This window comes from Nocardioides allogilvus, from assembly GCF_003047285.1.
Classification (GTDB): Bacteria; Actinomycetota; Actinomycetes; order Propionibacteriales; family Nocardioidaceae; genus Nocardioides; species Nocardioides allogilvus.
The window spans coordinates 13,421-36,037 of record NZ_PZYX01000003.1; the positions used below are offsets into that span (position 1 = coordinate 13,421).

24 protein-coding genes are annotated in these 22,617 nt (G+C 71.2%); 8 read left to right on the forward strand and 16 right to left on the reverse strand.

Features of this window, described 5'->3' with window-relative positions; genetic code table 11:
* Window positions 1-111: 111 nt before the first annotated feature.
* The 4 genes from C9J87_RS06510 (at window position 112) to C9J87_RS06525 (ending at window position 3,939) form a co-directional block, all read left to right on the forward strand.
* The gene (locus C9J87_RS06510) at window positions 112-1,050 is read left to right on the forward strand and encodes a DUF559 domain-containing protein (protein ID WP_107705031.1); all 939 of its coding nucleotides are present in this window, start codon (window positions 112-114) and stop codon (window positions 1,048-1,050) included.
* A gap of 126 nt (window positions 1,051-1,176) precedes the next feature.
* Entirely contained in the window at window positions 1,177-2,403 is a 1,227-nt protein-coding gene (locus tag C9J87_RS06515; RefSeq protein WP_107705032.1) for an arginine deiminase, read from the forward strand.
* A 76-nt stretch (window positions 2,404-2,479) separates the two neighbouring features.
* A complete protein-coding gene (locus tag C9J87_RS06520; RefSeq protein ID WP_107705033.1) occupies window positions 2,480-2,854 on the forward strand; it encodes a Crp/Fnr family transcriptional regulator in 375 nt (124 codons plus the stop codon).
* A gap of 17 nt (window positions 2,855-2,871) precedes the next feature.
* Window positions 2,872-3,939, forward strand: a complete 1,068-nt coding sequence (locus C9J87_RS06525) for an adenylate/guanylate cyclase domain-containing protein (RefSeq protein ID WP_232819886.1) — start codon at window positions 2,872-2,874, stop codon at window positions 3,937-3,939.
* A 33-nt stretch (window positions 3,940-3,972) separates the two neighbouring features.
* Here the strand turns inward: C9J87_RS06525 and C9J87_RS06530 are convergent, their stop codons facing one another.
* From C9J87_RS06530 to C9J87_RS06560, 7 genes are all read right to left on the reverse strand, one after another.
* Window positions 3,973-4,518 (reverse strand): hypothetical protein, encoded by a 546-nt coding sequence (locus C9J87_RS06530; protein ID WP_157953130.1) that lies wholly within the window; start codon window positions 4,516-4,518, stop codon window positions 3,973-3,975.
* 327 nt (window positions 4,519-4,845) lie between these two features.
* Entirely contained in the window at window positions 4,846-5,781 is a 936-nt protein-coding gene (locus C9J87_RS06535) for a DUF5926 family protein (protein WP_010831170.1), read from the reverse strand.
* Window positions 5,782-5,847: 66 nt separating this feature from the next.
* Window positions 5,848-6,630, reverse strand: a complete 783-nt coding sequence (locus tag C9J87_RS06540) for a glycerophosphodiester phosphodiesterase (protein WP_107705035.1) — start codon at window positions 6,628-6,630, stop codon at window positions 5,848-5,850.
* Between the two features lie 112 nt (window positions 6,631-6,742).
* Window positions 6,743-7,330: a mycothiol transferase gene (locus tag C9J87_RS06545; protein WP_010831168.1), complete on the reverse strand. Its 588-nt coding sequence runs from the start codon at window positions 7,328-7,330 to the stop codon at window positions 6,743-6,745.
* Window positions 7,331-7,403: 73 nt separating this feature from the next.
* A complete protein-coding gene (locus C9J87_RS06550; protein ID WP_107705036.1) occupies window positions 7,404-7,862 on the reverse strand; it encodes a DUF2087 domain-containing protein in 459 nt (152 codons plus the stop codon).
* 200 nt (window positions 7,863-8,062) lie between these two features.
* Complete coding sequence (locus C9J87_RS06555) at window positions 8,063-9,280, reverse strand: ATP-binding protein (RefSeq protein ID WP_010831166.1); 1,218 nt, start codon at window positions 9,278-9,280, stop codon at window positions 8,063-8,065.
* A 43-nt stretch (window positions 9,281-9,323) separates the two neighbouring features.
* Window positions 9,324-9,602 carry a hypothetical protein gene (locus C9J87_RS06560; protein ID WP_051204078.1) on the reverse strand — a complete coding sequence of 93 codons (279 nt, stop codon included), beginning with the start codon at window positions 9,600-9,602 and terminating at the stop codon, window positions 9,324-9,326.
* Window positions 9,603-9,651: 49 nt separating this feature from the next.
* Here C9J87_RS06560 and C9J87_RS06565 point away from each other — a divergent pair, with 49 nt between their 5' ends.
* Entirely contained in the window at window positions 9,652-10,518 is an 867-nt protein-coding gene (locus C9J87_RS06565; protein WP_036491769.1) for a DNA-formamidopyrimidine glycosylase family protein, read from the forward strand.
* A gap of 1 nt (window position 10,519) precedes the next feature.
* On the opposite strand, the gene C9J87_RS06570 is transcribed toward C9J87_RS06565, so the two are convergent.
* Entirely contained in the window at window positions 10,520-10,969 is a 450-nt protein-coding gene (locus tag C9J87_RS06570; protein WP_010831164.1) for a hypothetical protein, read from the reverse strand.
* Between the two features lie 71 nt (window positions 10,970-11,040).
* Entirely contained in the window at window positions 11,041-11,715 is a 675-nt protein-coding gene (gene aat, locus C9J87_RS06575) for a leucyl/phenylalanyl-tRNA--protein transferase (protein ID WP_010831163.1), read from the reverse strand.
* Between the two features lie 60 nt (window positions 11,716-11,775).
* On the opposite strand from aat, the gene C9J87_RS06580 reads away from it, so the two are divergent.
* On the forward strand, window positions 11,776-12,456 hold the full coding sequence (locus C9J87_RS06580) for an EcsC family protein (protein ID WP_010831162.1): 681 nt from the start codon (window positions 11,776-11,778) through the stop codon (window positions 12,454-12,456).
* A gap of 121 nt (window positions 12,457-12,577) precedes the next feature.
* Here C9J87_RS06580 and C9J87_RS06585 read toward each other — a convergent pair whose 3' ends face one another.
* The 7 genes from C9J87_RS06585 to C9J87_RS06615 are packed head-to-tail and all read right to left on the reverse strand — an operon-like array spanning window position 12,578 to window position 21,153.
* Window positions 12,578-13,753: a hypothetical protein gene (locus C9J87_RS06585; RefSeq protein ID WP_107705037.1), complete on the reverse strand. Its 1,176-nt coding sequence runs from the start codon at window positions 13,751-13,753 to the stop codon at window positions 12,578-12,580.
* Entirely contained in the window at window positions 13,750-14,865 is a 1,116-nt protein-coding gene (locus tag C9J87_RS06590) for a hypothetical protein (protein ID WP_107705038.1), read from the reverse strand. The genes C9J87_RS06585 and C9J87_RS06590 overlap by 4 nt, the downstream gene beginning before the upstream one ends.
* The gene (locus C9J87_RS06595; protein ID WP_107705039.1) at window positions 14,862-15,950 is read right to left on the reverse strand and encodes a hypothetical protein; all 1,089 of its coding nucleotides are present in this window, start codon (window positions 15,948-15,950) and stop codon (window positions 14,862-14,864) included. The genes C9J87_RS06590 and C9J87_RS06595 overlap by 4 nt, the downstream gene beginning before the upstream one ends.
* A gap of 17 nt (window positions 15,951-15,967) precedes the next feature.
* A complete protein-coding gene (locus C9J87_RS06600; RefSeq protein ID WP_107705040.1) occupies window positions 15,968-16,870 on the reverse strand; it encodes a hydroxymethylglutaryl-CoA lyase in 903 nt (300 codons plus the stop codon).
* A 41-nt stretch (window positions 16,871-16,911) separates the two neighbouring features.
* Entirely contained in the window at window positions 16,912-18,846 is a 1,935-nt protein-coding gene (locus C9J87_RS06605) for an ATP-binding protein (RefSeq protein ID WP_107705041.1), read from the reverse strand.
* Between the two features lie 5 nt (window positions 18,847-18,851).
* The gene (locus C9J87_RS06610; RefSeq protein WP_269801726.1) at window positions 18,852-20,447 is read right to left on the reverse strand and encodes a carboxyl transferase domain-containing protein; all 1,596 of its coding nucleotides are present in this window, start codon (window positions 20,445-20,447) and stop codon (window positions 18,852-18,854) included.
* A gap of 19 nt (window positions 20,448-20,466) precedes the next feature.
* Entirely contained in the window at window positions 20,467-21,153 is a 687-nt protein-coding gene (locus C9J87_RS06615; RefSeq protein WP_198652293.1) for a TetR/AcrR family transcriptional regulator, read from the reverse strand.
* Between the two features lie 303 nt (window positions 21,154-21,456).
* On the opposite strand from C9J87_RS06615, the gene C9J87_RS06620 reads away from it, so the two are divergent.
* Together C9J87_RS06620 and C9J87_RS06625 are read left to right on the forward strand one after the other, a co-directional pair.
* Entirely contained in the window at window positions 21,457-22,086 is a 630-nt protein-coding gene (locus tag C9J87_RS06620; protein ID WP_010831155.1) for an SACE_7040 family transcriptional regulator, read from the forward strand.
* Window positions 22,083-22,601: a ferritin gene (locus C9J87_RS06625; protein WP_010831154.1), complete on the forward strand. Its 519-nt coding sequence runs from the start codon at window positions 22,083-22,085 to the stop codon at window positions 22,599-22,601. The genes C9J87_RS06620 and C9J87_RS06625 overlap by 4 nt, the downstream gene beginning before the upstream one ends.
* The last annotated feature ends 16 nt before the right edge of the window (window positions 22,602-22,617 follow it).

Below are 22,617 nucleotides of genomic sequence, written 5' to 3' on the forward strand. Positions count from 1 at the left end.
CCTCCCTGGAACGGGGCCACAACTCATACACAGGCACACAGGAGTAGAGACGCGGACCGCGCCTGGGGATGGCGGAGCGCACGGTCGCGGCCATCCGAGCACGCTCGCCGGATGAACGAGAAGAAGAGGCTGGACACCAGCCGACCGTTCCGGCGGGCGGACGCCCTCACGGGCGGAATCAGCGCCAAGACGCTGCGTGGCCCGCGGTTCCGCACGATCTTCCGCGGCGTCCAGATCGCTGCCTGCGTCAAGGTCACCCCGAAGGTCCGTGCCGAGGCAGCTCTCCGCCTCTTCGACCCGAGTGCGTTCGCCAGCCACGCCAGCGCCGCACGCCTGCTGGACGTGCCGATCCCGACCCTGCCCGACGAGCACGTCACCGTCTTCCACCAGAGGATGCGCCGCCATCATCGCGGCATCCGCACCCACGTCTCCGACACCATGGACGTCCGCAAGGTCGACGGGGTCCTGCTCAGCGACCACGCGCGGATGTTCGTCGAGCTGGCCGAGCTCATCGGGCTCGTCGACCTCGTGGTGGTGGGCGACCACCTCGTGCGCAAGGGCTGGATCACGTGCGTCGACCTCGTCGCCTACTGCGCCACCAGCACCCACCGAGCCGCGCGGGCGGCGCGCAGAGCGGCCGGTTACGTGCGCGCAGACGTCGACTCCCCGATGGAGACGCGGCTGCGCATGCTGCTCGTCCTGGCCGGGCTCCCCGAGCCGGCGATCAACGTGAGGATCAGGGCGGCCGACGGGGAGGTGATGCGCCGCTACGACCTCAGCTTTCCCGAGGCGCGGGTGATCGTGGAGTACGACGGACGCCAGCACATCGAGCGGGTCGAGACCTGGGAGGCCGACCTCGAGCGCCGCGAGGCCATCGACGACGACGGCTGGCGGATCCTGGTGGTGGTCGCGTCCGGGATCTACAAGTCACCGGAGCGGACCCTGCTGCGCGTGTGCCGGTTGCTGCGGGCCCGCGGCCACGACGCAGTGCCGGCACAGCTGGACGACGAGTGGCGAGCGCACTTCCCGGGCCACGCCGGCGCGATCTGAGATCCGACACGCCGCGGCGTACATGTGTAGGGCTGATGGCCCCTGATCGCCGCAGGTGGGGGCCACAACCCCTACAGGCGTACGGCGACGAGGACCGTGCGGGCCGGACGCGGCTAGGCTCGTGGCATGGCTCACACGCACGGCGCCGACAGCGAAGTCGGCACCCTCACCACCGTCATGCTGCACCGCCCCGGCAACGAGCTGAAACGACTGACGCCCCGCAACAACGACAAGCTGCTCTTCGACGGCATCCCGTGGGTGAGTCGGGCGCAGGAGGAGCACGACGCGTTCGCCGACACCCTGCGCGGACGTGGGGTCGAGGTCCTCTACCTGACCGAGCTGCTCACCGAGACGCTCGCCAGCGAGGAGGCTCGTGCCGACGCGATCAGCTCGGCGCTGAGCGGGCTGCACCTGGGCGACACGCTGCGCGACTACCTCGCCGTGGCGCTCGCCGACGCATCCCCCGAGGAGCTCACCGGCCTGCTGACGGCCGGCATCCGCAACGACGAGGTGCGCGGCGGGCACGGGCTGGTGACGAGCCTGCTGAGCCCCTACGACTTCCTGATCGACCCGCTGCCCAACCTGCTGTTCACCCGCGACTCCAGCGTGTGGGTGCGCGACCGCGTCGCCATCACCAGCCTGGCGATGCCGGCCCGCAAGCGCGAGACGCAGCTGACCGAGCTGATCTACACGCTGCACCCGCGCTTCGCCGTACGCACCCAGAAGATCCACGGCTGGCACAACGAGCACGTCGAGGGCGGTGACGTGCTGCTGCTGGCGCCCGGCGTGATCGCGGTCGGCGTCGGCGAGCGCACCACCCCGGCCGGTGTGGAGCGGCTGGCGCGGCAGGTGTTCCACGCCGACCTGGCGCACACCGTCCTCGCGGTGCCGATCGCGCAGGAACGCGCGACCATGCACCTCGACACCGTGTGCACGATGGTCGACGTCGACAAGGTCGTGATGTATCCCAACGTCGCCCACGAGCTGATGGCGCACGCGGTCACCGTTCGCGAGCGCGGCGACGCCGACACCGACCTGGTCCTCGAGGTCGCGCCGGCGGAGCACTTCCTCGTCGCGGCCGCCAAGGCGATGCAGATCGACACGCTCCACCAGATCGACACGGGCCTCGACCCGGTGACCGCGGAGCGCGAGCAGTGGGACGACGGCAACAACACCTTGGCCCTCGCGCCGCGGGTCGCCGTGGCCTACGAGCGCAACGACGAGACCAACGACCGCCTCGAGGAGGCCGGCATCGAGGTCATCCGGATCGCGGGCTCGGAGCTCGGCTCGGGACGTGGCGGCCCGCGCTGCATGTCCTGCCCGGTCGAGCGCCAGCCACTCTCCGTCGACTGACGGGGTCGACAACCCATATCCTCGGGCCCGGATCCACGTTGGTGAGGACACAGCCCCCTAGCGATAGGCACCACTCATGACGACTTCCATCTTCGATGCTCTCTCCGCCGCCGAGGCCGAGCGGGTCAGGTCCACCGGCACGCCGGTGACGCTGCCCGCGGGCTGGTCCCCGATCGGCGAGCGCACCCCTGCCGACAAGGCCTACATCATCACCACGGGTGAGGTGTCCGTACGCCGGCACGGGACCGAGATCGCCCAGCTCGGACCGGGCCAGATCATCGGCGAGGCCGCGATCGTCAACCACACCCTGCGCTCGGCGACGATCGTGGCACTGACGCCCATCGAGGCCATCCACTACACCAGCGAGCAGCTCGAGCAGCTCGTGGCCGAGATCCCGGCCTTCGCCGAGGCGCTGTCGCGGGCCGCGGCCGAGCGCCACGGCGAAGCCTGAGCCGGGCCGGAGCGAGGGTGAGCGACTCCGACTTCGGCGACATCATCGAGTCCATCGAGGCATTCCTCCTCGGCGGGCCGCCCACACTGACGCGCATCGAGGTCGCCGAGCAGGCCGGCGTGCCCCTCGAGCTCGCCCAGGAGCTGTGGCGTCAGCTCGGCTTCGCCCACGTCACCGACGAGACGGTGGCGTTCACCGAGAGCGACGTCGAGGCGCTGCAGCTCACCATCGACCTCATGCGCATGGGCATCCTGCCGCCGGAGTCGCAGGCGGCGCTGGTGCGCACCTGGGGTCGTAGCTATGCGCGCCTGGCGGAGTGGCAGATCTCCCTGCTGGCCGGTGTCGCGGTCGACGGCCCCAACCCGGAGGTCCGGCTCGCCGAGCTGGCTGCCGGGGTGCTGCCCCGCGTGGAGGCGTTGCAGTCCTACGTCTGGCGACGCCACCTGAGCAGCGCCAGCAACCGGCTGCTCACCACCGGGACCCCGAGCAACCCGGAGCGCGAGATGGCGGTCTGCTTCGTCGACATCGTCGGCTACACCACGCGCAGCAAGTCGCTGGAGGAGGACGCGCTGGTCGAGTGGATCGAGGGCTTCGAGCAGGTCGCCACGGGCACGGTCATCGACCACGGCGGCCGGGTGATCAAGACGATCGGCGACGAGATCCTGTTCACCACCGACGAGCCGGCCGCCGCCGTCGAGATCGCGCTGGCCCTCACCGAGCGGGGCAGCGACGAGGACGACCCCTTCCCCTCCGTGCGCGCCGGGATCGCCTACGGACTGGTCGTCAGCCGACTCGGCGACGTCTTCGGGTCGACGGTCAACATCGCCGCCCGGCTGACCTCCGTGGCCAAGCCGGGCACCGTCGTGATCGACCGCGGCGCCCACGACGAGCTCACGGGCGCGTCGACCGACGACACCGAGGCCGAGGAGCCCGAGGAGCCGACCGAGGACGACGAGGCCGCGGACAGCACGGACGACTCGGACAGCCCGGAGCTCGACTATCGCTTCCGGCGGCTGCGCCGGGTGTCGGTCAAGGGCTATGCCCGTCTGGAGGCGTGGCGGCTCCAGCGGCCCAAGGGCGACTGAGCCGACGCCCTCAGGCCTGTCGGGGACCCGGTATCAGGGCAGGCACAGCGGCGGCAGCGGGACGCCCGGAATGGTCGGCAGGCACGTCGGCAACGGCAACGGCAGCGAGGGCGTGGCCGTCGGGGACGTCGTGGTCGGCGAGCTCGTCGGCGATGCGGTGCTGGTGGGCGAGGTCGTCGCGGTCGACGTGGACGTCGGGCTCGGGGTGGCCGTGGTGCTCGGGTTGGCCTTCATGCACTTGTCGTAGGCGGCGCGCGAGATGGTGTACCACTCGACCTGCAGCGCCAGGTCCTTCCTGGCCTTGCGCAGCCTGCGCTTCGCCGCCTTGATCTTGGCCGCGTCGCCGGAGCGCTTGGCCCGCTTCAGGCGCTTCTTGGCCTTGCGGACCTTCAGCCCCGCCTCCTGGGCGGCGTTGGCCGAGTCCGTCAGCTCCTTGGCCTCGGCGGCGCAGGCGCTCGACATCGAGCTGGCCGACGCCGTGGCGCTGCCGCTCGAGCCGACGAGCACGGCCATGCCGGCGATCGCGAGGGCGACGGCAATCGCGGTGGCAACCAAGGTCCGAACTGAAGTGGTGAACACGAGAGCTCCTTGTCGCCCTGCGTGACCGGCGTCACGCCAGGGGGCTCACACGGTAGACCGCCGGCGGCCGGTCTGTCAGCGCTTCCGGACTGCGGACACCCGCCGGGTGCCGCCACCGACGACGTCGATCCCGGCCCTACGGCGGTGACAAGCCCTCGAAACGTCGAAACCGGCCCACGCGGGGCCGGTCCTGGGTCTTCCGCAGCTCTCGCCGCGTGCGACTGAAAAGTGAAAGCCCGGCCGATGTTGACGGGGGATACAACAACGGCCGGGCAGGAGAAAACTACCCCTCAGTCACCTCACATACAAGACGTCAGGCGATGAACTTCACCGAATGGTGACCTGGCGGTTGGCCAGGCCCGCGCGGGCGGAGCGTTCGGCGGCGCTCAGGTCGTCGCTCTGGGCCAGCGCGTCGGCGAGGGCGACTGCGAACTTCGCGGCCGGCCCCTCGAGCACCTCGGCCCCCGTGCCGACCGGCAGGTCCCACACCGGGGCGAGCAGACCGTGCGCACGGAACATGCCGACGAAGCGCGAGCCGTCGGCCACCGAGTCCTGCCCGGCGGCGTGCAGGCGCGCCAGCGCGGTGAGGAGCTCGTCCTCCTGGTGGGGCATCACCCAGCGGAGGTGTTCCTTGGTCCCGACGTTGGTCCAGTACGCCGCCTCGACGCTCTCGAGCCTCGTGGTCGGGTTGGCCGATCCGTTGGCCTGCTCGAGCGCGGCGAGCATGGAGTCGTCCTGGTCGGCGATGTCGTCGATCCAGTAGCCGAAGCCGTCGTGGACGGTGATGTCGAGCGAGTCGTTGGTGATGAGGTCCTGCAGGCGCGGGCCCTCGCCGGGCGCCGAGGTGAGGCCGACGATGCCGGACTCCTCGGTCGCGATCGCGGCCTCGAGCACGGCACCGAGATCGCGCGCGGGGTCGCCGTACGCATGCGCGACCTGCAGCCCGAGCCAGATCGCGCCACTGTCGCGGACCATCGCCGGGGCCGCCATCGGCAGCAGCGTGCACAGCCGGACCTCGCGGTCGGTGCTCGGCACCGTGAGCGGGACGGTGGCGGCCGGGACGAGCTCGCGCAGGGCGATCACGTCGCACTCGCCGGGCATCCCCTCGAAGGGGCGGCTGACGAACGCCTGGGCGGCGCCGCCGGCGGCACCGTGGCACGCCTTGTAGCGCTTGCCCGATCCGCAGGGGCAGGGCTGGCGTGGGCCGACCTCTCCCTCGACGGGAGCAGTGTCACGGGCTTTGGTGCGGGACTTCTTGGCCATGGCGCAGACGCTATACGTCGGGGTGTGTGCTGAGGAATCCGGTCGTCGCGCAGCAGGTCGGATTCCTCAGCGCGCTCCCAGCAGCTCGAGCATGTAGGCCGGCTTGTCGCTGATCACCGCGGTCACCCCGAGGTCGAGGCAGATCTGGAGGTCCTCGGCGGTGTTGACCGTCCACACGTGGATCTCGCGGTCGGCCAGCCGCAGGTGCTTGCCCAGGCCGGGGTGGTCGCGCAGCTCACCGATGCCGGGACCCATGATCCAGTCCTTGCCGACCGTGCGCCGCAGCACGGGCCAGTGGTGCGCCTTCTCGATCAGCATCACCTTCGGGATCTGCGGCGCCATCCGCTGGACCCGCTGCAGCGCGGTGAGGCTGAAGCTCATCACGCGCGCCGGCGAGTCCGCGCCGGTCCAGCCGAAGTCGGCCAACAGCTCCACGAGGCGGCGCTCGACGAGGCCGCCGTAGCGCGTCGGGTGCTTGGTCTCGATCGCGAGCTCGACGCGACGTCCGGAGTCGGCGACCGTCTCGAGCAGCTTGCGCAGCGTGAGGACCTTGTGCTCCTCCGGGTCGAGGTCGGGCGCCTCGTCGTCCATCTCCGCCCACGGGTTCTTCCAGGACGCGAAGTCGAGCTCGTCGAGCTCCTCGAGGTTCATCGTGGAGATGACGCCGCGGGTCGTGGCGGTCCGCCGCAGGTTGCGGTCGTGCACGCACACGAGGTGCCCGTCGGCCGTCAGCCGCACGTCGCACTCGAGCGCCTCTGCCCCGACCTCGATCGCGCGCTTGTAGGCACGCAAGGTGTGCTCGGCATTCTCGTGGCTCGCGCCGCGGTGGGCGACGACCTGCGGCCTCATGCCAGCAGCGTATGGCGGTGGGGCAGGCGCACGCGTGGACACGCTCAGGCGGGCCGGGCCGACTGTGTGGATCTGGTGCCTGCAGGTGACTCCAGGTCCACACGGTCGCAGGTCAGCCGGCCGCCCGGCGCCAGGGCTGGATGAAGTCGTTGCCGGGCAGGTCCTTGACGGCCAGGGTCAGCTCGCCCGCCTTGGCGCCGTCGAGCTGCTCGCGGATCACGTCGGCGTGGCCGGCGTGCCGGGCGAACTCCTCGATCTGGTGCAGGGCCAGCAACCGCTTGGTCACCGCAACGGGCTCCATCCGGCCGAACCACGGCGCGGGCGGCGCCAGCGCCTCCGCTTCCGGGTCCATGGACTCGAGCGCGCTGACGAGGGCGGTCGTCGCGGCGTCGTACTGCTCGAGGACCTGCTCCAGCGTCTCCTCCTCGGTCAGCGCGAAGCTGCCGTAGAACTGGCCGTAGTCGGCCTCGGTCAGCTCCCAGCCGCGATCGCCTCGCTCGCAGGCCTCCCGGCGCTGCCACGACGACCAGGCGACGGTCAGGTGCTTGAGGATGCCGCCGATGCTCAGGTCGCTCCTGGCGGGCGCGAGGCGGGCCTCCTCCTCGGTGAGGCCGTGGGCGGCGTTGCGCACGGCCCCCACCTGCTCGCGCAGGAAGGTGGCGAGGGCGGCGGCTTCGTCGAGACGGGCGGGCTGGATCATGGCTGCTCCTGGAGGTCGTTTTCGCTTGTCCGGTGGAACAACCCTCTCGTCGCATGCGGACCGATCGTGTCCGCTAGTGACCGGCGACGAACCCCGGCAACCAGTGGCCCTCCCACGCCGGGATCTCCTGGACCTCGATGCGGGACCGCTCCGGGGCGGTGGCGACGACGCGGTAGACACCCTCGGCGCGCGACAGGTAGCGGTAGTTCACCAGCTCGCGGCGCAGGTAGGCGAAGTCCTCGTGCACCCCGAGGAGCACCTCGTTGACCTCCGGCTCGGCGTAGTCGCGGCCCGGCTCGAAGCGGCTCAGCACCTCGAGCAGCGCGGCGGCACGCGTCTTGCGCTTCGCCGGGATCTGGGCGAGCCGGCCGTCGGTGAACAGGCGCGCGACCAGCCGATCCTGCTCGGCGCGCGCTGCGCCGTACGCCGCATGGTCGCGGGCCTCGACCGCCGCGAGCGCTGCGGTGTAGGTCTCGCCGGTCTCGGCCATCCGCGCGCGGACGACGCCCTTGAAGTCGCTGTTCCTGGTCACTGTCATTCACTCCGACTGCGCGTGCGTCCCCAGTGCGCCGCCGCAGTGCGTGTGAGCGTCGAGTGTCAGTGCGTGCGCCCGAGGATCCGCTCCCCTTCGCCACCTCGCTCGGACTGGGGCCGACGCGTGGGCTGGGCGCTGGACGGCGCCACTGCGTCCCAGCCTCGCACAGCGGCGCGTCCGCGCGCCAACGGTTTGCGTCAGCCGACGTGCTCGCGGAGGTAGCGCCCGAAGTGGGGCACGGTGAAGGCGATCCGGCCGCGCTCGCCGGAGTAGATGAGGCCCTTCTTGAGCAGCGCGTCGCGGGCCGGGGAGAGTGACTGCGGCTTCTTGTCGAGGGCGGCGGCGACGTCGGCGGTGGGCACGCCCTGGGTTTCGACGAGCTCAACCGGCGGGGTGGCCTCGGAGGCGGCCGCGACATCGGCCATCGCGCGGAGGTACTCCCGCTCCCCCGGCGTCGCCCTCTCGTAGCGCGAGCCGAAGAAGCCGACCGCGAGCTCCGACTCCGCCTCGGGGGTCGCGACCAGCACGTCGTCCAGCGTGATCGGCGAGCGCGGGGCGCGGTCCCAGACGGCCTTGCCGTAGGCCTGGATGAAGTAGGGATAGCCACCGGTCGCGGCATACATCGCCGCGAGGGCGTCGGCGGTGAAGGCCGCGTCCTCGTCCTGGGCGGGCGCGGTCAGCGCGAGGTCGGCGGCGTCGCGCGCGAGCCGGTCGATGCGCTGGTAGCGGAAGAGTCGCTCGGAGTAGGACTTCGACGCCGACAGCACGGCCGGCAGGTGTGGAAGTCCGGCGCCGACGACGATCACCGGCAGGCCCGACTGGCTGATCTCGTGGCAGGCCGCGCACAGCGCCGAGACGTCGTCGGGTCCGAGGTCCTGCATCTCGTCGATGAAGATCGCGATGCCCTTGCCGACGTCCGCGGCCAGTCCGCCGACGTCGGTGAACAGCTCGACCAGGTCGATCTCGATGTCGCCGGAGTCGGCGCGCCCGCGCACCACCGCCGCGTCGATGCCCGGGCTCCACTGGTCCTTCAGCTTGGCCCCGGCGCCGGCGTCGCGGTGGGCGAACGCCTTGATCACGCCGAGCACGTGGTCGACGCTGTCGGCGTCGGTGTGGCCGAGCTCGCGCACGGCCTGGTGCAGCGCACTGCTCAGCGGCCGGCGCAGTCCCTGGTCGGGACGCGCCTCGAGCTTGCCGGTCCCCCAGCGTCGCCGTACGGCAGCAGAACGCAGCGCGTTGAGCAGCACCGTCTTGCCGACCCCGCGCAGGCCGGTCAGCACCAGCGAGCGCTCGGGCCTGCCCTTGACCACCCGCTCGAGCACCACGTCGAACGCGGCGAGCTGCTCGTCGCGACCGGCGAGCTCGGGCGGACGCTGGCCGGCACCGGGGGCATACGGGTTCCTGATCGGGTCCACGATGCGACGGTATCGGGGGATCTAGTGAATTCCCTAGATTTGCTCAGCCGGCGTGGTGGATGCCGGCCGCGTGCAGCGGTCGGGTGTCCTCGCGGGAGGCCGCGACGGCGTACGCCGCGTCGAGCCCGCGCCTGAGCAGGTCGATGAGCGCCGGGACCTCCTCGACGGTCAGCCGGAAGGAGCCGCTGCACACGTTGTCGCGCCACAGCGACACGACGACCAGGTCGGCGTCGTGGTGCCACGAGACGCGCAGCGCGCGGTCCTCACCACGGGCGTCGAAGAAGATCGAACCCGTCATCGGCAACGGTCGGGCGAGGGCCATGCTCCATTCTCCCCGGCTCGTCAAGACCCGGACATCTATGCTCGGCAGCATGCCCGAGCTGCCCGAGGTGGAAGCACTGGCCCTCGATCTCAAGGGCCGGCTCCTGGACCGTGCGATCACCCGCATCGACCTGGCGGCCTTCAGTGCGCTGAAGACCTTCGACCCGCCCCTGCACGCCCTGCACGGCACGCTGGTCGAGGACGTCACGAGGCACGGCAAGTTCCTCGACATCACTGCGTCAGGCACCCACCTGATCATGCACCTGGCCCGCGCGGGCTGGGTGCGCTGGCGCGACGAGGTCCCTCCGCTGCCGGCCCGGCCGAACAGCAAGAACCCGCTCGCGGCACGGATCGTGATCGACGACGAGGCGGGGCTCGATGTCACCGAGGCGGGCACCAAGAAGAGCCTCGCCATCTACGTCGTGCGCGTCCCGCAGGACGTCCCCGGCATCGCCCGGCTCGGGCCCGACCCGCTCGACGACGCGTTCACGATCGAGGTGCTCGGCGCGATCCTGCAGTCCGAGGGGCGCAAGCAGATCAAGGGTGTGCTGCGCCACCAGGGCACGATCGCCGGCATCGGCAACGCCTATTCCGACGAGATCCTGCACGCGGCCCGCATGTCGCCGTACAAGCCAGCGAGCAGCATCGAGGACGGCGACCTGGAGACGCTGTTCAACGCCGTCAAGGACACGATCGGCGACGCGGTCGAGCGGTCCCGCGGACTGCACGCGAGCGAGCTCAAGAGCGAGAAGAGGACGAACCTCGCGGTCCACGGCCGCACCGGCCAGACCTGCCCGGTGTGCGGTGACGTGGTCCGCGAGGTGTCCTTCGCCGACTCGAGCCTGCAATATTGCGCAACCTGCCAGACCGGCGGGAAGCCGCTGGCGGACCGCCGGATGAGCAAGCTGCTGAAGTAGGTCAGCTGGAGGGCGTCGGGACCTCGGGGAGGTCCTGGTCCATCATCGAGCCGCAGGTGTCGGTGGAGTACTTCTCGAACGCCTCGGTCGCCTTCTTCTCGCTGTCGGAGAGCGACTCGTCGAGCTTCTCGAGGTCCGCGGCGCTGTCGTCCTCCTTGAGCTCGCCGACCTGCTCGATCATCAGCTCGAAGCCGTCGCGCGCATCGTCGGAGATGTTCTCGGGAGTCCCGACCTCCTCCATGTCCTTGGCCCAGGCCTTGATCAGGGCCAGCGCCTCCTTCTCCGACGGCTGCTCGGACATGTCGATGTCGTCGAACACGCTGGTCAGGCTGTCGCAGAACTCCTTCTCGGATGCGTCCGTCGGCGCACCTCCGCCGCCGCAGCCCACCACGGACGCGCCGACGAGCAGGAGTGATGCCGTGAGCAGTCCGGTCTTCGCAGGCTTCTTCATGGGTTCCCCCTGGTCACGCGGCGCGTCCGTCGCGCCGTCGGTCGGGGTCCACCCTGCCGCATCCGGTCGCGTCAGGCGAAGGCAGCGGGGAGCGGGACCCCCAGCGCGGCGCGCAGGCTCTGGAGGTACGCCGACCGCGGGACCTCCACGACACCGAGCGAGGCAAGGTGGGGCGTCTGCCACTGCACGTCGAGCACCCGCCGGTCAGCGTGCTCGTCGCGCAGCAGGTCAACCAGCCCGACCAGCGCGACCTTCGAGGCGTCGCGCTCGTGGTGGAACATCGACTCCCCCGCGAACAGCCCGCCGATGCTCACGCCGTAGAGACCACCCGCGAGCCGCCCGTCGCGCCACGCCTCGACGGAGTGCACCCAGCCGAGCTCGTGCAGCGCGAGGTAGGCCGCGCGCACGTCGCGGGTGATCCAGCCGTCCGGCCGCTTGCGGTCGCCGCAGGCGTCGATGACCTGCTCGAACGCCGTGTCGACCCGGATCTCGAAGGTGCGCGCCGAGCGTCGCAGTGATCGGGAGACCGCCAGCCCGTCGAGGGGCAGCACGCCGCGCCGTACGGGCGAGAACCAGCCCATCGGCGAGCGCCGCCCACCCGTCGGCATCGGGAAGAGCCCCTGCTCGTAGGCCGCGAGCAGGGACCCGGGCGCGAGGTCGCCGCCGATCGCCACCAGGTCGTCCTCGGGGTCCCAGTCGGCCGGCTCGGGGAAGACCCACGGCGAGGGGTCGGGCAGGACGGGCACGTCAGGACGATATCGGGGCCGGCCGCCTAGTCTTGGCCCCATGAGCGAGCGGAGCGAGCGATGAGCCTGGCCGGCAACGTCAGCAAGCGTCTGGCACCCAGGATCACGCAGGCCGCGCCGGGTCTGACGACGTCCTTCGTGCGGGAGGCCCTCAACCGCGCCATCGAGGGGGTCGGCCCGCTCCCGGGCGCCGCGGCCGCCGCCGACAAGCAGCTCGCCGAGCAGGGCGGCAACGTCGACCGGGCCATCCACGACGTGATCGAGAACCACGTGCGCTACGCCGGCGCACAGGGCTTCCTGACCAACGTCGGCGGCCTCGTGACCGCGGCGGTGACGATCCCCGCCAATGTCACCGGGCTGACGCTCGTGCAGTGCCGGATGATCGCCGGCATCGCCCACCTGCGCGGCCACGACCTGAGCGATCCGCGCGTGCGCAACGCGATCCTCACGACCCTGCTCGGTGAGGAGTCGGTCGCCCAGCTCGTGAAGAAGCGCAAGATCCCCGCGCCGCCCATGGCGCTTGCCACCGCACCAGCCCACGACGCCGGGCTCGACAAGATCATCAGCGCCGAGGTGGGGGCCGACCTCGTGGCCCGCGTCGCCGGCAAGCGGTTCGCGGTCACGCTGGGGCGGCGCGTGCCCGTCGTCGGTGGTCTCGTCGGCATGGGCGCCGACGGCTTTGCGACCTGGAAGATCGGGCGGTACGCCGACCGCGAGATCCTCGCCCGGCCGCGGACGTAATACCGGGTGCTGCGGGGTGGGTGACAGCTCGGGCGCCGACTCGGGGGTAGTTAAGTGAAACTTTGTCGTTCTCGACCGCTGAGAGCACAAGCTCTCACTTAACTACCCCCGACGGCGCGGGTCAGCGGCGGCGGAGCCTGCGATAGGCCCCGAGGGCGACCCGGCCGGAGCGGCTGGTCTCCATCGCCTGGACGGTCTTCTCGGCGGGGGTACGGCGCGCGATCTCGAGCTCGCGTCGGGTCTCGTCAAGGTCGCGGGCCAGGGTCGCCTCCGACTCCCGCAGCCGGGAGCCCTCGACGAGGAGGGCCTTGATCGCATCCAGGGCCGGGGGCAGCAGGTCGGCCGCGGTGGCCGTGTCGGGGTCGCTGAAGGCCTCTGCCGGCTGCCCGATCAGGTCGGCGACGTCGCCGACGACGTCGTAGCCCCGCTTCTGGATCTCCTCGACCCAGGTGCGCGACAGCTCCTGGACCCACTCGTGGGTGGCGGGCGGAAGCCCGAGGCGAGCGGACTTGGTGCGCCGCGACAGCGTCTGGTGGGCGAGCAGCTCGCGCACGAGGGGGCGGTAGTCGGGCGGGTCGACCACGGGGGTGACGCGCTTGTTGATCAGCCGCAGCAGCGCGGTCTCCGGCACCCCCATCGAGGGGTTGGCGCGCTCGGGCGTGAGGTCGAGCTCGAGACCGTCGAGGCCGAAGGTGTGGCTGAACCGGCGCCACAGCTCGTCGGGCGCGGCACCCGGCCTGGGCACGGTGACGAGGTGGACCTGCTCGGGCGGCAACGTCGAGCCCCAGCGGTCGAGGATGTCGGGGATCTCCTGCGCGCCCCAGAACCACGAACCGATCCGGGTGTCACGCGCCGGGTCGCGGATCATCTCGAGGAAGTGCGAGAAGGAGACGAGGCTGCGGTGCTTGACGTTCTCCTGCCACTCCGCGGGGACCTGGCGGACGAGGTCGCGCACCGACACGATCAGGTGCACCTCGACGCCCTCACCGAAGGAGGTCAGGGCCCGGTCGATCTGGGTCGGGGACGCGGTCGAGAAGATCTCGTGGCTGATGATCGAGGTCCCCGGCCACTCCCGGACCTCCTCCGCGAGCCGGTCCCACGCACCGACGGCCTGCGTCTCCAGCCCGCCCCACGTCAGCCGCATCAGGTCGAGGGCGGCCAGGAAGTGCCCGTCGAAGCGGTCGATGGGGTAGAGGATCCCCTGCTCGCGCAGCGACTCGCGGTTGCGGAACAAGACGTCCTGCAAGTAGGACGTGCCGGTCTTCGGGGTGCCGACGTGGAGCAGGACCTTCTTCATCCCTGTCCCTTCCACGTGTCGTCGACCAGCATTGCCACGGCGAGGTCCAGCACCTGCTGGCCGGAGGCCGCGCCCGGGGACCCTGCGGTCTCGAGGGGCGCGACCGACTGGGTCGGCACCACGGCGCGGGGATCTCCGACGACAGCGTATCCAGCGCGGCTCAGCTGCCGCGCCATGCGCTCCGCCGCCGCCTGCACCCACGCGCGGTGCTCGGCGGGGAGCGCGACGGGCGGCGTGGTGGTGGCGGGCATCCGCGGCAGCAGGGTGTGGGTCATCAGCGCAGCCCGCTCGTCGGGCGGCACGAGCAGGCCGACGACCGTGGCGATCCGCCGGGCCAGCTCCGCGGCGTCGGATCCCTGCCGGACGGGCGGTGGCAGGCGGCGTACGGCGAGGAGGTCCGGAAGCTGTGACCGGTCGAGCACGACATGCACGTCGGGGCTCTGGGCGCGGTGGCGATCAGCGACGGCAGCGAGGTCGATGCGCGGGGGCAGCTCGTCGCGCTGCTGCCAGAAGCGCAGCCACTCCAGCCACCCGAAGGAGCCGCGCTCGAAGCAACGACGGGTCCACACGTCGGCGAGCATCTGGTCGAGCGGCCCCCCGAGCACCAGCACCGGCGCGCCCGGACCGCCCGGCGGCCGGCCGCGGCTGGCGAGGTGGTCGCGCACACCGGCGACCTCGATCGGGTCACCGGCCAGGCGGTGACGGCGGTGCCAGATCCGATGCAGCCGCCGCGGTGGGGTGGACACCCCGAGGGCGACGAGGTCCTCGGCCAGAACGCTGGTGGCGACCCGGATCAGCTCGTCGGGAGGCAGCAGGGACGGGTCGACCGGCTGCGGACCGTACGGCGACCGGCCGGCCCCGACCAGCGCCAGGTCGGGCTTCCCGCGACCCGGGGCCGCGGCCGTGAGCACGCGGTCGGCGAGGCCGTCGGGAGCGCGGCCCGCGAGGTTGAGCCGCCGCAGCAGCTCGAGCTGCTGCGCGCCGGGCAGCACCCGCGCCGTCGGGACACCGTCACCGGTCCACGCGTCCCACGGAGTCGTGCCGCCCGCACGCAGGTGAGCGACCCAGCCCCAGGCGCGAGCGGTCCCGGGGACCGACGGCTCGGAGCTCAACGCTCGCGCAGCCGACGGGCCTGCTGGCGCAGCTTGCGCCCGAGGTCGTCGGGCGGGGTGCGCTCGGCGGCCTCGCGGGTCATCGTGGTCAGGGCGTCGAGAGCAGCACCCAGCTGCAGCTTGGGGCTGACCCGGTCGGGGTCGCGCCACTTCTTGTCGGGGTTGGGGCGGATCGGGCGGAGGTCCTCGACGTCACCGATCACGTCGACGCCGTTGTCCTTGATCCAGTCGATCCACTGCTCGGCCTGGGCCTCGGCGAAGTCGAAGCGGTCGGGCGGCAGCCTGACCGGGAAGGAGTCACGGGCGACCAGCACCTCCTGGGCCAGCAGCTCGCGGATCAGCCCGTCATAGGTCGCATCGCGCCACATCGGCAGCTCGAGGCGACGGTTGAGGCGGCGTACGAGCTGGGTCTCGGCGATGCCGAGGGACCGGTTGGAGCGCTCGGAGTCGAGCGGAGCCCAGGCCGGGTCGATGCCGAACGCGCGGCAGAACCGGAACCACAGCTCGTTGCCGGTCGGACCGCGGTCGTGCGGGACGGTGACGACGTGCACGCGCTCGGGCGGCAGCTTGGCGCCCCAGTTGCCGAGCACGCTGGGCAGGTCCATCGCGCTGCGGAACCACGTCTGCCCGCGCTCGACCTTGTTGAGGAAGCGCTGGAAGGTCCACTTGCGACCCTGCTTGATGCTCTCCTGCCACGCCGCCGGGAGCTGGCGCCCGAGGTCGCGCGCGGAGTAGACGACGTGGACCTCGCTGTCGGAGAGGTCGTTCATCACCCGCGCGATGGTGTCGGGCTTGGCCGGCGCGAGGATCTCGTGGCTGATCACCACGGTGCCGCGGGCCTTGCGGACGCGCTTGACCATCGTGTCCCAGGAACCGACGGCGTGCCCGGGACTGCCGCCCCAGTCCTGGTCGAGCAGGTCGAGCGCCGCGCGGAAGTGGAACAGGTCGGCGTCGACGAACCGGTTCTTGGTCGGGATCGTGACGCCGTGCTCGGCGAGCGAGGCCTGGTTGAGCATCAGCCGGTCCTGGAGGTAGGTCGTCCCGGTCTTCGGGGCGCCGATGTGGAGATAGACGACGCGGCTCATGGGGCCATCCTGCCCGATCAACCGGCAGCGAGCGCGCGCACCACGGCACTTGGGCTGGGGCGCCCGAGGTGCTGCGCCATCCAGACGCTGGTCTGCACGACCGCGTCGAGATCCACGCCGGTCTCGATGCCGAGACCGTTGAGCATCCACACGAGGTCCTCGGTGGCGAGGTTGCCCGTGGCGCTCTTGGCATAGGGGCACCCGCCGAGCCCGCCCGCGCTGGCGTCGTACGTCGAGATGCCCTCCTGCAACGCGGAGTAGGTGTTGGCGAGGGCCTGGCCGTAGGTGTCGTGGAAGTGCATGGCGAGGTCGTCGACGTGCATCCCGGCACCGACGAAGCCGGCGATCAGCTCCTTGACGTGCCCGGCCGTGCCGACGCCGATCGTGTCGCCGAGGCTGAGCTGGCTGGCGCCGAGGTCGAAGAGCCGCTTGCCGACGCCGACGACCTGCTCGATCGGCACGGCACCCTCCCACGGGTCGCCGAAGCACATGGAGACATAGGCCCGCACGTCGAGCCCGGCCGCCCGCGCCCGGGTGACGGTCGGCTCGAACATCGCGAACTGCTCGTCGAGCGAGCGGTTGAGGTTCTTGTTCGCGAACGTCTCGGTCGCGCTGCCGAAGATCGCGATGTGCTTGAGGCCGAGCTCGAGGGCCCGGTCGAGGCCGCGCTCGTTGGGGACGAGGACGGGCATGTCCCGCCCCGCGTCACCGAGCGCGGTCATCACGTCCGCCGCGTCGGCGAGCTGCGGAACCCACTTCGGGTGCACGAAGCTGGTCGCCTCGACGATCGGCAGCCCCGCGGCCACGAGCCGCTGGATGAACTCGACCTTCACCTCGGTCGAGATGACGCCCTTCTCGTTCTGCAGGCCGTCGCGGGCGCCGACCTCGTAGATCGTGACCTTGCTGGGCAGTGTGCTCACTCGTTGCTCCTCGGTTTCGACACGCTCGCTGCGCTCGCTGCTCAACCAGCGGAGACGGGCTCGACGACAATCAGGGTGGCGCCGAGCGCGACCTGCTGGCCGGCCGCGACGTTGACCTCGGTGACGGTGCCGGCGAACGGCGCCTTCAGCGCGAGCTCCATCTTCATCGCCTCCATCGCTCCCAGCGTCTCACCCTCGACAACCTGCTGGCCGACGGCGACGAGGACGTCGAGGACGGTCCCGGGCATCGGTGCGACGAGGGTGCCGTCGCCCAGCGCAGGACCGTGGTCGCCGAACGCGTCGGGCCGCTCGAAGACGAAGCGCTGCCCGTGCCGCGACACCTCGATCGTGTGGGCCTGGGCGTTGACGATGGCCAGCTCGTCGTGGCCCTCGATGGTGAGTACGGCGACGTGGTCGGCCAGCCGGCGCTCGCGCACCGATCGCCGTACGCCGTCAGAGCCGACGATCGCGCTGGCAGCGACCTCGACGCGGAGCTCGTGGAGCTCGCCGCCGTGCTCGAGCGCGACCAGGGTCGGGGCCGTCGGACCGGCGGAGCGCCAGCCGTCGGGGGCGAACGGGTCGCCGGGGTTGTCCGCGAAGCGCGGGCTGTGCAGCGCTGCGTCGACCCAGGCCGCCAGCAGGAGCGGGATCTCCGGCGACGGCGCCGGGACCTGCGCGGTGTCCAGCCAGGCGGTGTCGATCGTCGCGTCGCGGAACTCGTCGCTCGCGGCGAGGGCCCGGACGAAGCCGAGGTTGGTGGTCAGGCCGAGGACGGCCGAACCGTCGAGGGCGGCGACGAGGTTGGCGCGCGCCGCCTCCCGGTCCTCGCCCCAGGCGATCACCTTGCCGAGCATCGGGTCGAAGCTGGTGCTGACGACCTGGCCGGACTCGAGGGCGTGGTCGACCCTCGCCGAGGACGCCCAGCGGACCAGGTCGGCGCGGCCGGCCTGCGGCAGGAAGCCGCCGAACGAGTCCTCGGCGTAGACCCGCGCCTCGATGGCGTGGCCCGCCAGCGTGACGTCGGCCTGGTCGAAGCCGAGCTCCTCGCCGTCGGCGATGCGGAGCTGGAGCTCGACGAGGTCGATGCGCTCGCCGCGGACCCGCACGACCTCCTCGGTCACCGGGTGCTCGACCTGGAGGCGGGTGTTCATCTCGAGGAAGTAGACCTCCCCGTTGTCGGAGTCGAGGAGGAACTCGACGGTGCCGGCGTTGGTGTAGCCGACCTCGCGGGCGAGGTTGACCGCGCTGGTCGTGATGACCTCGCGCTGGGCCTCGGTGATCGTCGGGGCCGGTGCCTCCTCCAGCACCTTCTGGTGCCGGCGCTGCGTCGAGCAGTCGCGCTCGAAGAGGTGGACCGCGTTGCCGTGCGCGTCGGCGAAGACCTGCACCTCGATGTGACGGCCGTGCTCGACGTACTTCTCGATCAGGATCGTGTCGTCGCCGAAGGCCGTGAGCGCCTCGCGCTTCGCGGCGGCCAGCGCTGCGGCGTACTCACCCTGGCTCCGGACGATGCGCATGCCCTTGCCGCCGCCGCCGGCTGCGGCCTTCACTAGGACGGGATAGGAGTACGTCGAGGAGTCGGCGTCCGTGGAGTAGGACGGGACGACGGGGACGCCCGCGGCGATGGCGATCTCGCGGGCGGCGTCCTTCTTGCCCATCTTGTCCATGACGTCGGCGCTCGGGCCGACCAGCACCAGGCCCTCGGCACCCTCGATGGCGCGCGCGAAGGCGGACCGCTCGGAGAGGAAGCCGTAGCCGGGGTGGATCGCGTCGGCGCCGACCTCACGCGCGGCCGCAACGATGGCGTCGACGTCGAGGTAGCTCGGCACCTCGACCACCTCGTCGGCCGCGCGGACGTGCAGGCCGTCGCGGTCGTTGGCGGTGTGGACGGCGACGGTGCGGATACCGAGGGCGGTGGCGGTGCGCATGATGCGCAGCGCGATCTCGCCGCGGTTGGCGACCAGGAGAGTCTTCATCTCCTTCACATCCTGAAAATGCCGTAGGAGGGAGCCGGGACCGGCACGCGCGCGGCGACCGCCAGTCCCATGCCGAGGACGCGGCGGGTGTCGGCGGGGTCGATGACACCGTCGTCCCACAGCCGCGCGGTCGAGTAGTAGGGCGAGCCCTGCGTCTCGTACTGCTCGCGGATCGGCGCCTTGAACGCCTCGACCTGCTCGTCGGTCTCCAGGTCGGTGCGCACGGTGGCGAGCACTCCCGCGGCCTGCTCGCCGCCCATCACCGAGATGCGGGCGTTGGGCCACATCCACAGGAAGCGCGGGTCGTAGGCCCGCCCGCACATGCCGTAGTTGCCGGCGCCGAACGAGCCGCCGATGACGACGGTGAACTTCGGGACGACGCTGCAGGCGACCGCCGTGACGAGCTTGGCGCCGTCGCGGGCGATGCCGCGGTTCTCGTACTCCCGCCCGACCATGAAGCCGGAGATGTTCTGCAGGAAGACCAGCGGGATGCCGCGCTGGTTGCACAGCTCGATGAAGTGCGCGCCCTTGAGCGCGGACTCGCTGAACAGGATGCCGTTGTTGGCGATGATGCCGACGTCGTAGCCGTGGATCTTCGCGAAGCAGGTCACCAGCGTCTCGCCGTACAGCTTCTTGAACTCGTGCATCCGGCTGCCGTCGACGATGCGGCGGATGACCTCGCGGACGTCGTACGGCGTGCGGGTGTCCGTCGGCACGACGTCGTAGAGCGACTCCGGCGGCTCGTGCGGCTCCTCGACCTCCACGGGTGCTCGGCCCTGGGTTTCGACACGCTCGCTGCTCAACCGGCGAGAAGCCGTCGGCAGGGTGGCGACAATGCTGCGCACGATCCGCAGCGCGTGCGCGTCGTCGTCGGCCAGGTGGTCGACGACGCCGCTCTTGCGGGCGTGCACGTCACCACCACCGAGGTCCTCGGCCGTGACGACCTCGCCGGTCGCGGCCTTCACCAGCGGCGGGCCGCCGAGGAAGATCGTGCCCTGGTTCTTCACGATCACGGACTCGTCGCTCATCGCCGGGACGTAGGCGCCGCCGGCCGTGCAGGAGCCCATGACGCTGGCGATCTGCGGGATGCCGCGGCCGCTGAGGTTGGCCTGGTTGAAGAAGATCCGGCCGAAGTGCTCGCGGTCGGGGAAGACGTCGTCCTGCATCGGGAGGAAGGCGCCGCCCGAGTCGACGAGATAGATGCAGGGCAGGTGGTTGTCGCTGGCGATCGTCTGCGCGCGCAGGTGCTTCTTGACCGTCATCGGGTAGTAGGTGCCGCCCTTGACGGTGGCGTCGTTGGCGACGACCACCACCTCCCGGCCCTCGACCCTGCCGATCCCGGTGACCACACCGGCGGCGGGGACCGCATTGAGCTGGCCAGCGTCGGCGCCGTACATCCCGGTCGCGGCCAGCGGGCTCAGCTCGAGGAACGGGCTGCCCGGGTCGAGCAGCCGGTCCACCCGGTCGCGGACGAGGAGCTTGCCCCGGCCGGTGTGCTTGGCGCGGGCGCTCTCCGAACCACCCTGGCGAACCAGCGCCAGCCGCTCCCGGAGGTCGTCGACGAGGTCGCGCATGGAGGGCGTGCTGGAATCGGCGGTCACGTGTGCAGGTTAGCGATCGTTAACCTGCGACGTCCAGTGCCGGGGGCTCGGGCGCCGCATGCCGTGCCACCGCGGCCTCGAGGTGGCGGCGCAGGGCGCCCACCACCTGCTCGGAGGTGAGGCTGCCGATCCTCCTCCCTGGGTCCTCGGTGGCCAGGCCGGGGATCAGGGCAGTCAAACCGATCACGAGCGTCCACAGGTCGACTGCCTCCGCCTCGATCGCCGGCGCGGGGACACCCGCCTCGCGCAGCACGTGCATGCAGTCCTCCTGCAACCGGCGGTGGTAGGACGACACCGGCCCGCCCAGGACACCGTCGTGGTGCGCGAGCGCGTGGAAGCTCAGCTGCACGCCGACCAGCAGCTCTCGCTGCTCCCCCTGGTCCAGGCACGTCGCCAGCAGCTCAGCCGCGCGGGCGGGCCCGAGCGGCTCCTCGGGCGGAGCGCCCGTCGGAAACATCTCGGGCATGCCTTTGCGTGCCCACAAGATCTCCTCGAGCCGGTGCAGCTGCGCGTCCATGACCAGCTCGTAGGTGCACGCCAGCAGCATGCTCTTGTTGTCGTAGTAGTGGCGCATGAAGCCCACGCTGCACCCGGCCTCCGCAGCCGCTGCCCGCACGGTGACGGCCGACATCCCGCCCCGGTGGATCAGGCGCGCAACGGCCCAGAAGAGAGGTTCGCCGGCAAAGTCCCGTGCTCCGTACACCATGGTCCCGTGTCTACCCGGAATCCGCGGACGACGTCGTTGCTCATCCACAGGCCTGCCCGCGTGACACAGATGTGCCGAAAATTTCCGGCGGCCCGTCAGGCGGATGACACACGTGTGCGGAGATCTCGCGCCGACCTGGCGGGCACGTGACACAGGCGTGCCGATTCCCAGCACGCCTGTGTCATCCAGGGGCCGGGTCGGACGAAGATTTCCGCACGCCTGTGTCATCCAGGGGCCGGGTCGGACGAAGATTTCCGCACACGCGTGTCATCGAGCGGGGTTAGCGAGCGATAACCTCAACGCATGACGAGCCGGGCGGGGAGCGAGCCGAGCACCCCCAGCCGGCGCCAGCAGATCCTCGACATCGCCGCGGACCTGTTCGCCCACCGCGGCTTCCACGGCGTCTCCGTGGCCGACCTCGGCGCCGCCTGCGGCATCTCCGGCCCGGCGCTCTACAAGCACTTCCCCAGCAAGGACGCCGTGCTCGCCGAGATGCTGGTCACGATCAGCGAGCGACTCCTGGCCGAGGGCACGGCACGCGTGCAGTCCTCGTCGGACGCCGTGTCGGCCATCGAGGCACTCGTCGAGTGGCACATCGAGTTCGCCCTCGAGCACCGCGCGCTCATCGTCGTCCAGGACCGCGACTGGTCGTCGCTGCCGGACGCCGCCCGTGAGCGGGTGCGCAGCCTGCAGCGTGAGTACGTCGATGTGTGGGCCGACCAGCTCAAGCGCGCGCACCGCGGCCTGCACACCGACCGGGCCCGAGCGATGGCGCACGCCGCCTTCGGGCTGCTCAACTCCACGCCCCACAGCGGGCTGATCCCGGATCGGCAGATGCACGACCTGCTGCGCGAGATGGCGCTCGGCGCCCTGCGCCCACCCGGCCCGGCCGGCACCGGCACCTCCTGGGGAGCCGATAGAGTCGAGGCATGAAGCTCAGCGCGAAGCTCGAAGAGGCGTTCAACGCACAGATCACCCTGGAGTTCCAGGCTTCCCTGGTCTATCGCCAGCTCGCCATCGAGCTCGAGCTCATGGACCTGCCCGGCATGGCGGCCTGGCTGCGCCACCAGGCCGACGAGGAGATCGTCCACGCCAACAAGTTCATCGACCACGTCGCCGACCGCGACGGACACCCGGTCATCGGCGCCACCACCGCTCCCAAGGTCACGGTCACCTCGGTGCTCGACGCGTTCAGGTCTGCGCTCGCACACGAGGAGAAGGTCTCGGAGTCGATCCGCAACCTCTACCGCACCGCCGAGGCCGAGGGCGACCTCGACTCCCGGCCGCTCCTCAACTGGTTCATCGAGGAGCAGGTGGAGGAGGAGGCGACCGTCAAGGAGATCGTCGGTCGCGTCACGATGATCAACGACGACGGTCCCGGCCTGCTGCGCCTCGACGAGGAGCTCGGCGCCCGCCCGGCCTCGACCACCGAGGCCAAGCGGGGCTGACCCAGCCCGGCGCAGT

Excerpts from the sequence above, each read along its gene's own strand:
- C9J87_RS06535 (WP_010831170.1), bottom strand. The coding sequence starts at position 5,781 with ATGGCCAAGAAGTCCCGCACCAAAGCCCGTGACACTGCTCCCGTCGAG.
- C9J87_RS06515 (WP_107705032.1), top strand. The coding sequence starts at position 1,177 with ATGGCTCACACGCACGGCGCCGACAGCGAAGTCGGCACCCTCACCACC.
- C9J87_RS06615 (WP_198652293.1), bottom strand. The coding sequence starts at position 21,153 with ATGGTGTACGGAGCACGGGACTTTGCCGGCGAACCTCTCTTCTGGGCC.
- C9J87_RS06570 (WP_010831164.1), bottom strand. The coding sequence starts at position 10,969 with ATGAAGAAGCCTGCGAAGACCGGACTGCTCACGGCATCACTCCTGCTC.
- C9J87_RS06560 (WP_051204078.1), bottom strand. The coding sequence starts at position 9,602 with ATGGCCCTCGCCCGACCGTTGCCGATGACGGGTTCGATCTTCTTCGAC.
- C9J87_RS06545 (WP_010831168.1), bottom strand. The coding sequence starts at position 7,330 with ATGATCCAGCCCGCCCGTCTCGACGAAGCCGCCGCCCTCGCCACCTTC.
- C9J87_RS06510 (WP_107705031.1), top strand. The coding sequence starts at position 112 with ATGAACGAGAAGAAGAGGCTGGACACCAGCCGACCGTTCCGGCGGGCG.
- C9J87_RS06585 (WP_107705037.1), bottom strand. The coding sequence starts at position 13,753 with ATGAAGAAGGTCCTGCTCCACGTCGGCACCCCGAAGACCGGCACGTCC.
- C9J87_RS06605 (WP_107705041.1), bottom strand. The coding sequence starts at position 18,846 with ATGAAGACTCTCCTGGTCGCCAACCGCGGCGAGATCGCGCTGCGCATC.
- C9J87_RS06565 (WP_036491769.1), top strand. The coding sequence starts at position 9,652 with ATGCCCGAGCTGCCCGAGGTGGAAGCACTGGCCCTCGATCTCAAGGGC.
- C9J87_RS06595 (WP_107705039.1), bottom strand. The coding sequence starts at position 15,950 with ATGAGCCGCGTCGTCTATCTCCACATCGGCGCCCCGAAGACCGGGACG.
- C9J87_RS06620 (WP_010831155.1), top strand. The coding sequence starts at position 21,457 with ATGACGAGCCGGGCGGGGAGCGAGCCGAGCACCCCCAGCCGGCGCCAG.
- C9J87_RS06540 (WP_107705035.1), bottom strand. The coding sequence starts at position 6,630 with ATGAGGCCGCAGGTCGTCGCCCACCGCGGCGCGAGCCACGAGAATGCC.
- C9J87_RS06625 (WP_010831154.1), top strand. The coding sequence starts at position 22,083 with ATGAAGCTCAGCGCGAAGCTCGAAGAGGCGTTCAACGCACAGATCACC.
- C9J87_RS06520 (WP_107705033.1), top strand. The coding sequence starts at position 2,480 with ATGACGACTTCCATCTTCGATGCTCTCTCCGCCGCCGAGGCCGAGCGG.
- C9J87_RS06580 (WP_010831162.1), top strand. The coding sequence starts at position 11,776 with ATGAGCCTGGCCGGCAACGTCAGCAAGCGTCTGGCACCCAGGATCACG.